This window comes from Sphingobacterium tenebrionis (genome assembly GCF_037126265.1).
GTDB classification, from domain to species: Bacteria; Bacteroidota; Bacteroidia; order Sphingobacteriales; family Sphingobacteriaceae; genus Sphingobacterium; species Sphingobacterium tenebrionis.
Window position 1 is genome coordinate 54,004 of the sequence record NZ_JAYLLN010000027.1, and the last position, 6,018, is coordinate 60,021.

Annotated in this window: 8 protein-coding genes; 2 read left to right on the forward strand and 6 right to left on the reverse strand. The window is 42.5% G+C overall.

The window, feature by feature from the left end; all coding sequences use genetic code 11:
- Position 1 precedes the first annotated feature (1 nt).
- From VJ786_RS11385 to VJ786_RS11410, 6 genes are all read right to left on the reverse strand, one after another.
- Positions 2-763 carry a hypothetical protein gene (locus VJ786_RS11385; RefSeq protein WP_336557736.1) on the reverse strand — a complete coding sequence of 254 codons (762 nt, stop codon included), beginning with the start codon at positions 761-763 and terminating at the stop codon, positions 2-4.
- A 66-nt stretch (positions 764-829) separates the two neighbouring features.
- A complete protein-coding gene (locus VJ786_RS11390; RefSeq protein WP_336557737.1) occupies positions 830-1,681 on the reverse strand; it encodes a glucosaminidase domain-containing protein in 852 nt (283 codons plus the stop codon).
- A 10-nt stretch (positions 1,682-1,691) separates the two neighbouring features.
- A complete protein-coding gene (locus tag VJ786_RS11395; RefSeq protein WP_167554205.1) occupies positions 1,692-2,141 on the reverse strand; it encodes a glycoside hydrolase family 73 protein in 450 nt (149 codons plus the stop codon).
- Positions 2,142-2,219: 78 nt separating this feature from the next.
- Positions 2,220-2,855, reverse strand: coding sequence for an O-methyltransferase (locus VJ786_RS11400; protein WP_336557738.1), 636 nt, complete (start codon positions 2,853-2,855; stop codon positions 2,220-2,222).
- Between the two features lie 209 nt (positions 2,856-3,064).
- The gene (gene folE, locus VJ786_RS11405; RefSeq protein ID WP_099365714.1) at positions 3,065-3,697 is read right to left on the reverse strand and encodes a GTP cyclohydrolase I FolE; all 633 of its coding nucleotides are present in this window, start codon (positions 3,695-3,697) and stop codon (positions 3,065-3,067) included.
- A gap of 20 nt (positions 3,698-3,717) precedes the next feature.
- Positions 3,718-4,131, reverse strand: coding sequence for a 6-pyruvoyl trahydropterin synthase family protein (locus VJ786_RS11410; protein ID WP_336557739.1), 414 nt, complete (start codon positions 4,129-4,131; stop codon positions 3,718-3,720).
- A gap of 49 nt (positions 4,132-4,180) precedes the next feature.
- On the opposite strand from VJ786_RS11410, the gene mqnB reads away from it, so the two are divergent.
- Together mqnB and VJ786_RS11420 are read left to right on the forward strand one after the other, a co-directional pair.
- Positions 4,181-4,807 (forward strand): futalosine hydrolase, encoded by a 627-nt coding sequence (gene mqnB / locus VJ786_RS11415; RefSeq protein ID WP_336557740.1) that lies wholly within the window; start codon positions 4,181-4,183, stop codon positions 4,805-4,807.
- Positions 4,808-4,883: 76 nt separating this feature from the next.
- A complete protein-coding gene (locus tag VJ786_RS11420) occupies positions 4,884-5,870 on the forward strand; it encodes a pyruvate dehydrogenase complex E1 component subunit beta (RefSeq protein WP_099365711.1) in 987 nt (328 codons plus the stop codon).
- The last annotated feature ends 148 nt before the right edge of the window (positions 5,871-6,018 follow it).

Sequence of the window (6,018 nt, forward strand, 5' to 3'; positions counted from 1 at the left end):
ATTAATTTTCTTTTTTGACATCCATTTTTATATCTGGCAATTCTCGCAAAGGTCGTAAATTTGGGTGTAGTTTATAGACTTCGTACATTTTTTTTACATGTATACCCAACTCTTCCTTGCTCATCGTTGATATTTGCTCATAGGATGGTTTAAAGATTTTCATGAACACCTGCAAATCCTCCCCTTCCAATCCAATCAGATTGTGCACAAAATCGGGCGTAAAAATGTATTCTACAACGTTCTGCTCATGCAGTTGACCGATATGTGTGGTAAATCTTCGGGCGTTCTTGGCCTCCTTACTGATCTTGCTATAGAGATAGTCTATGCTCAGACCTGCCCCTGATGGACCAACGGAAAGCGCTTCCCGAGGTGCTGCCAGATCAAAGGCTTTTTTATAATCGCGCTTCATCTCATCCAGCACATCATCCGGATTCCTACGCCCTACAACACGAATCTCCTGAATTTGTTTGACAGCTTCCTTTAAATAGATGATCAAGGCAGGTTGTTCCTTGATTTCGATGGTATCTGAAATATAACCGGTCTTCCGAATGATCAGCTGATCTCCCGGGCTGACCAGGATATCAAACTCTCCCCTGGAATCGTTGTAGGATTTCTGATTGGTATTCACGTTCCGGATCAAGACCTCTCCAACGCGTTGCTTATTGAAGGCATCATACACAATACCTTCCAACCTTCGCTGTGCAAAGCCTGAGTGCGGAATAATAAAAAGTCCGAATAAAAGAAAAAGTAATAGCGGTTTCACTCCTATAAAACTACATGATAGATGAATAGGATGCTAATATTTAACATCTTTTAATAGCTCTTGTAACTATTTTGATACGACCAACAATTGCCCGACCGACACGGCATCGCCCGTAAGCCCGTTCATTTCCTTTAATGCAGCAACTGTAAGGTTGTTTTTAGTCGCGATAGCGGTTAGTGTGTCCGAAGCTTTTACTTCATAGATCTTCATGGCAACCGGCTTCTTGATTTCCTCTACGGGAATAGGTGGCTCTACTTCAGCCTTCTTTTCAATGATCTGGTCTACCTTTTCGGCCCTGGCCACAACTTCCGTTTTGCGTTCCGGGATATCATATTGCTGCAGGTTGTACCGTTCGATCAGATCGATCAAAAGCTGTGGATACCTCGGATTCGTAGCATAGCCAGCATCCTTCAATCCCCTCGCCCAACCTTTATAGTCGTTCTTACTCAGTTGGAAAAGTTTCTCATAGCGTTTTCTCAATAAGAATTGGGAATGGTCTCTGAAGGATTGCTCAGGATTGTCATAGACCCGAAAGCAATCGTTGGGATTATCATCCGATTTGGTAACTGATTTTCCGCTCCAGGTTCCTCCGCATTTGATTCCGAAGTGATTGTTCGCACGAGTAGCGAGGTCGCTGTTTCCATTTCCGGATTCCAAGATGGCTTGGGCAAGTTTGATACTCGCCGGGATGCCATATTTGTTCATCTCTTCGATAGCAATGCCTTTGTATTTTTCGATATAGGATAAGCCAGAGACAGAGGTTCCTCGGTTGCCCGAAGTCGTACCTGTCCTACCTGTGGAGGAGGTTATGGTGCCTTGCGATTTGCCTTGCGGACTTTTCACCACCGATCCCCGCTTCGTTCCACATGAAACAAAAAATAAGGCCAATAGTAAACTGGCCAGCCATACCTTCTTCATCTAAAAGAAATTAATTAAGGTTTGTTTTCTCGTCGTACTTCTCCAGATCGTAACGGTCGATCGTGGAAATCACCTTCCTCGACCAATCACTCGTTTCCGAATACCCAGAACGTGCAATCCCTTTTACCCAAGATTGATAATCCTTCGAATCATGCTTCTTGAACAATGGTTGGGTCGCCTTTCTACGCTGCAACAATCCTACGAAATCACGGTAGGATTCGCTCGCCGAATCATATCCCTTATAAGCGGAACGGATCTTCGTGCTGTTGTTCTTCCCTTTGATTCCAAAATGATTGTTGAGATAACGTGCGATACGGCTATTGCCATATGCACTTTCATGGATGGCAACCGCCAAGATAACAGAAGCTGGTACCCCTGTTTCACGCATAAGCTTCTGCGCAGCCGGGCTGTGCTTAGCGATATACGATTTTGTTGTGTAGTCTTGAGCAAATACGCTCATAGATGTCAATGTAGTAAGTATACATACCACAAAAATCTTTCTACAATAATTTAGCATAAAACCTGTTTTAGTTTAACACTACTTCTTGCGTAGCACAAAAAGCCCATCTCTGATTGGCAATATCAACTTCTCTACCCTATCGTTACTTGCCAGTGTTTGATTTAATTCAATTATTTGTTTTGTTTGATTGTCCGGCTTATCATCAAAAACCTTGCCTTTCCATAAGACATTGTCAATTAATAATAATCCTCCCGGTCTTACCCGGTCAATCAGTTCATTGAAATAGTATAGATTCCGCTTCTTATCTGCGTCTATAAATACTAAATCAAATATACCTTCGATCTTCGCGATCTCATCGGCTGCATCTCCTATATGATATACAATCTGGTCCGTAGAGGGCGATTCATCAAAATAACCTTGAACACGCTCCTGTTGTTCCTCATTGATATCAATGGTATGAAGTTTTCCTCCTTCGGCCAAACCCTCTGCTAGACATAAGGTGGCGTATCCTGTAAAGGTGCCGATCTCTAAAGCTAAGCTCGGTTGAACCAATTTGCTCAACATAGAAAGGACTCTTCCTTGATAATGTCCCGATAACATATGGGGCATGGTTTCTCTCAAGTAGGTCTCTCGATTGACCCTTTTCAACAACGAATTTTCACCGTCCGTAGTATCTTCCAAATAGGCTTCTAAGCGTTCAGATTCTTCAAACATACCGGGCAAAGATAGGAATTAGGGCCTTACCAATCCAAGCAATTTTTATTAACACCCTCATTATCAAAATCTTGATAAGTAACAAAGGATGTCCAAATTTGCCTTAAAACGGGATTTTTTATTTTTATACTAATTGTGGAAAAAGTGAAAAGAGCATAAAAAAACCTACCATATGGTAGGTTAAATCTTTATTAATTCTTTCTTAAATTTTAATCTAAAGAAGCCGTGATTAATCGGATGAATTCAGAACGGGTTACATCGTTTTGGAAAGCACCGGTAAAAGCTGAAGTTGTGGTTACGGAGTTTTGCTTTTGTACCCCACGCATCGCCATACACATGTGCTTACATTCGATCACAACCGCTACCCCTGCAGGATTTAGGGTTTCTTGAATACAGTCGCGGATTTCGTTGGTCAAACGCTCCTGAACCTGTAATCTTCTCGCGAATATATCCACCACGCGCGGGATCTTGCTCAGACCCACAATATGTCCGTTAGGGATATAGGCGATATGGGCCTTTCCAAAGAATGGCAACATATGGTGCTCACACATGGAATACACTTCGATATCCTTCACCACGACCATCTGGCTATATTCCTCTTGGAACATGGCTCCACGCAATACTTCTGCAGGATCCACATCATAGCCATGGGTAAGAAACTGTAAGGCCTTGGCAACACGCTCCGGCGTTTTCTCCAGACCTTCACGCTTAGGATTTTCGCCGATAGCCTCTAATATATCCACATAATGTGCGGCAATTCGTTCAACATTTTTCTCGTTGTACTGATCTATTTTAAGATAGCCATCTTGCTCGGCATCTTCAAATTGTTGAAATTTGCTCATTTAGTAATTTAATTTGGGGATTATTCGCCGAAATATTCGACATAGTTGTTTTCCGTTTCATGCAGACGTACAGCATGTAAAAACACCTTCTCTTGCTCAAAAAACGGCTTAAGGATGTTGAAGATCTCCACAGCGATCACTTCGGTGGAAGCCATCTTGTCTTTCATGAAATCCACATCCAGGTTAACGTTCTTATGGTCCAATTTATCGATGATCTCTCTGATGATGATATCTTTCATGCGTTTCAGGTCAATCAGGAAGCCTGTTTCCGGGTTGATATGTCCCTTCACAGTCACAAACAAATCGTAATTATGGCCGTGCCAATTGGGATTGGAACAGTTGCCAAATACGCGCTCGTTTTCCTCTGGAGACCAGTCTTCACGGTACAATTTATGGGCGGCGTTAAAGCGTTCGCGTCGTGTAATATAAATCATAATACAAAGATAAGGCAAATAAACGTAATTTAGTACTTTCAGATAATATATGAAGATACTGTTAGTTGCTGCCACAGAGCTTGAAATTGCAGATTCCATTTCCAGCTTTCAAGAATTCGATACGGATTATTTGGTTACCGGGGTTGGCATGGTCGCTACGGCCTATGCGATGGGTAAGCACCTGGCCAACAACAAGTACGATCTTTTGGTGAATGTGGGCATAGCCGGCACCTTCAATCCTGCGGATGAAATGGGAAGTGTAAAACGGATTGTGTCCGACCGCATCTTTGATCTGGGTGCCGAAACCAAAGATGGCTTTATGCCAATCGAAGAACTGGGATTTGGCAAATCGATCTATCAGGAGCGGCTGCCAGGTATTTCATTAGGTCAACACATTGATTTGTTGAAGAAATCAACTGCTATAACTGTTAACAGGGTGCATGGTCGGAATTCCAGCATTGAACAGCTCAGAAAAACCTTACCCCTTGATTGTTTGGAGAGCATGGAAGGCGCTGCTTTTTTCTATGTTGCTGAGGAGCAGAACTGCCCTGCCATACAGGTCCGCGCTATCTCCAATTTGGTGGAAGAACGCAATGTATCCCACTGGGACATCCCCAAGGCCCTTCACGAACTCAACAGTTGGCTGCAGGGTTTTCTACGTTTGCATCGAAAATAGTACAATGCCGCTACGGAAATTCAAGAAATAATAGTATTTTTGCCTAATCTAAACAAACGACATTATCGGTATACTGATGAGAGAAATACAATTCAGAGAAGCACTTCGTGAAGCGATGAACGAAGAAATGCGCAAAGACGAAACAATCTTTTTAATGGGCGAGGAAGTCGCTGAATATAATGGTGCTTACAAAGTAAGTCAGGGTATGCTTGACGAATTTGGCGCTAAACGTATAATTGACACGCCTATTGCAGAGCTTGGTTTTGCTGGTATTGGTGTTGGTGCAGCCATGAATGGTCTAAAACCAATCATTGAGTTCATGACATTCAACTTTTCCTTGGTTGCTATTGACCAGGTGATCAATGCCGCAGCAAAGCTTCACCAGATGAGCGGTGGACAATTCTCTTGTCCGATCGTTTTCAGAGGCCCAACCGGTAATGCGGGACAACTAGGTGCTCAACACTCCCAAAACTTTGAAAACTGGTATGCAAATACCCCAGGATTAAAAGTGGTTGTTCCATCAAACCCATACGATGCTAAAGGACTTTTAAAATCATCTATCATCGATCCAGATCCAGTGATCTTCATGGAGTCTGAGGTGATGTATGGTGATAAAGGAGAAGTTCCTGAAGAAGAGTATTACTTAGAGATTGGTAAAGCGAATACCATCCAAGAAGGTACGGATGTAACGATTGTATCTTTTGGTAAGATGATTCCTCGTGTGGTTATTCCTGCAGTGGAAGAATTGAAAAAAGAAGGTATCAGCGTAGAATTGATCGACTTACGTTCCGTACGTCCTATCGATTATGCAGCGATCATTGAGTCTGTTAAGAAAACCAACCGTTTGGTGATCGTAGAAGAGGCTTGGCCATTGGCTTCCATCTCTTCAGAAATCACTTTCAATGTGCAAAAGAATGCATTTGATTACTTAGATGCACCTATTATCCGTGTTACATCTGCAGATGTACCTTTGGGCTATGCACCAACGTTGGTAGAAGCTTCACTTCCTAGCATCGCTAAAGTGGTGAAAGCCGTTAAAGAAGTATCTTATATCAAGAAGTAATTTTAGCTTCTCTATAGAAAAGGCCTTAGCATTCGTGGAGGGCACTGAAAAAGTCCCCTTTTAGAATGGGCTAAAAAAAGGAGTGGAAAACAACAGTTTTCTGCTCCTTTTTTCGTATCTTAAAGTAGGCTTTAACGGATATCAGGAT

Bases quoted from the DNA above. Each gene is read 5' to 3' on its own strand.
- VJ786_RS11390 (WP_336557737.1), bottom strand. From the start codon at position 1,681: ATGAAGAAGGTATGGCTGGCCAGTTTACTATTGGCCTTATTTTTTGTT.
- VJ786_RS11395 (WP_167554205.1), bottom strand. From the start codon at position 2,141: ATGAGCGTATTTGCTCAAGACTACACAACAAAATCGTATATCGCTAAG.
- VJ786_RS11400 (WP_336557738.1), bottom strand. From the start codon at position 2,855: ATGTTTGAAGAATCTGAACGCTTAGAAGCCTATTTGGAAGATACTACG.
- folE (WP_099365714.1), bottom strand. From the start codon at position 3,697: ATGAGCAAATTTCAACAATTTGAAGATGCCGAGCAAGATGGCTATCTT.
- VJ786_RS11410 (WP_336557739.1), bottom strand. From the start codon at position 4,131: ATGATTTATATTACACGACGCGAACGCTTTAACGCCGCCCATAAATTG.
- mqnB (WP_336557740.1), top strand. From the start codon at position 4,181: ATGAAGATACTGTTAGTTGCTGCCACAGAGCTTGAAATTGCAGATTCC.
- VJ786_RS11420 (WP_099365711.1), top strand. From the start codon at position 4,884: ATGAGAGAAATACAATTCAGAGAAGCACTTCGTGAAGCGATGAACGAA.